This is a genomic window from Microcoleus sp. F4-D5, assembly GCF_036704885.1.
GTDB lineage: Bacteria > Cyanobacteriota > Cyanobacteriia > Cyanobacteriales > Microcoleaceae > Microcoleus.
In genome coordinates this window covers 1-1,269 of record NZ_JAUBSX010000203.1, presented here as the reverse complement: position 1 = coordinate 1,269, position 1,269 = coordinate 1, and the positions used below count along the sequence as shown (strand labels likewise).

1 protein-coding gene and 1 pseudogene are annotated in these 1,269 nt (G+C 34.0%); both read right to left on the bottom strand.

Annotated elements, in window-relative coordinates:
- Positions 1-247: helix-turn-helix domain-containing protein (locus QUA80_RS33610; RefSeq protein WP_333429218.1), on the bottom strand; the 247-nt coding region annotated here is incomplete at its 3' end.
- A gap of 75 nt (positions 248-322) precedes the next feature.
- Positions 323-954, bottom strand: a pseudogene (locus tag QUA80_RS33605) (IS630 family transposase); the annotation flags it as partial.
- Positions 955-1,269: the final 315 nt, after the last annotated feature.

Below are 1,269 nucleotides of genomic sequence, written 5' to 3'. Positions count from 1 at the left end.
GATGATTTAAGAGCAATCCTTCAATTCCATACAACGCATAATTGATTTTCCACTTGCTAATAAATGGAGAGGACACTCGCAATATCTTTTGAATAGTTTCGCGGCAGATCCCTTCAATTAGCATCCGGACAGCCAAGGCTCTTTTTAATTCTCTGGGGTCGGGATTAGTGGCAATAAAATTTTCTAGCTCTAATAAAGCTTGGACTTCATGCTCCTCGAATTTTTCTGACAATTTATTTTGGGACATCTCAACTCCTACTTAGATCCACATTCCTCATTATACATGATTTATAAGTTACAAATGATTTGCGATCGCTATATCTCCCCTCACTTTTTTGCGATGTCCTTTTTTGCACCATGTCTTTCTCTTTATCACCCTTAAACTAAATCCGCTTTCGTCCTAAAACCATACCTGAAGGCGACTATGACTTTCTTTTTCTATTTTTAAATATTCCTCTAGTTTTTCTTTAAAAGCTTTTCTTTTATCGGGATATTGTTTGTGATCTAAACTAGATTTTGACCACAGGTAAACGTACTTTTTTTTTAGATAATTCTCCAAACTTGTGAGCCACTTAACTTGATTCCAGTCACTTCTTCTAAATAAGTAGCCAATCTTTTAGCTGACCATCGACCAAATTCATATCCTAGCTCTTGAGGAGCTTTGTCAATTGTTTATAGTAATATTTATATGTATTTTTCTGTAGCTTTGTGATGGTTTCCTTTCATCTTCTCATCTTTAAGACTCTCTAAATTATCTGGATCTCCATGCACGCACCAGAAACAGATTTTGTTTTGCGAACATCCGATAAATTTAGCAATTTCTTTTTGTGTTTTTCCGTCATTGAGTAATAGTAAGATTAAAATCCTCTCTCTAATTGCTCCATTTTATTCTTGTTTTAAGGATTGTTGAAGCTTTTTGAATTGCTCTGAATTTAGATAATTTTTTGCTGGCATACTTCTGGCTTCTCTGTGATTTTTTATTTATTATTATACCAGTTTTAATGCAAAACAGCTTACTCAATTACTCTTACCTGTATGGGCTTAAATCCTTTTTTTCTTAATTTGCCGGATGGATAAATCCAACTTAAATATGAACCATCATCTAATTGTGTTTCGTTTCAATACTCCGGACAGTTTTTAAAGAGGAATGCGATCGCAATAAAATAGAGAAGTGAAAAAAGTGAGTGCAATCTGAACCCAAAATCAACAGAAAAAAAGGCACTCTTTTAGGTTAAGCTATAAAAACACACAAGCTCAACAGATTGCATA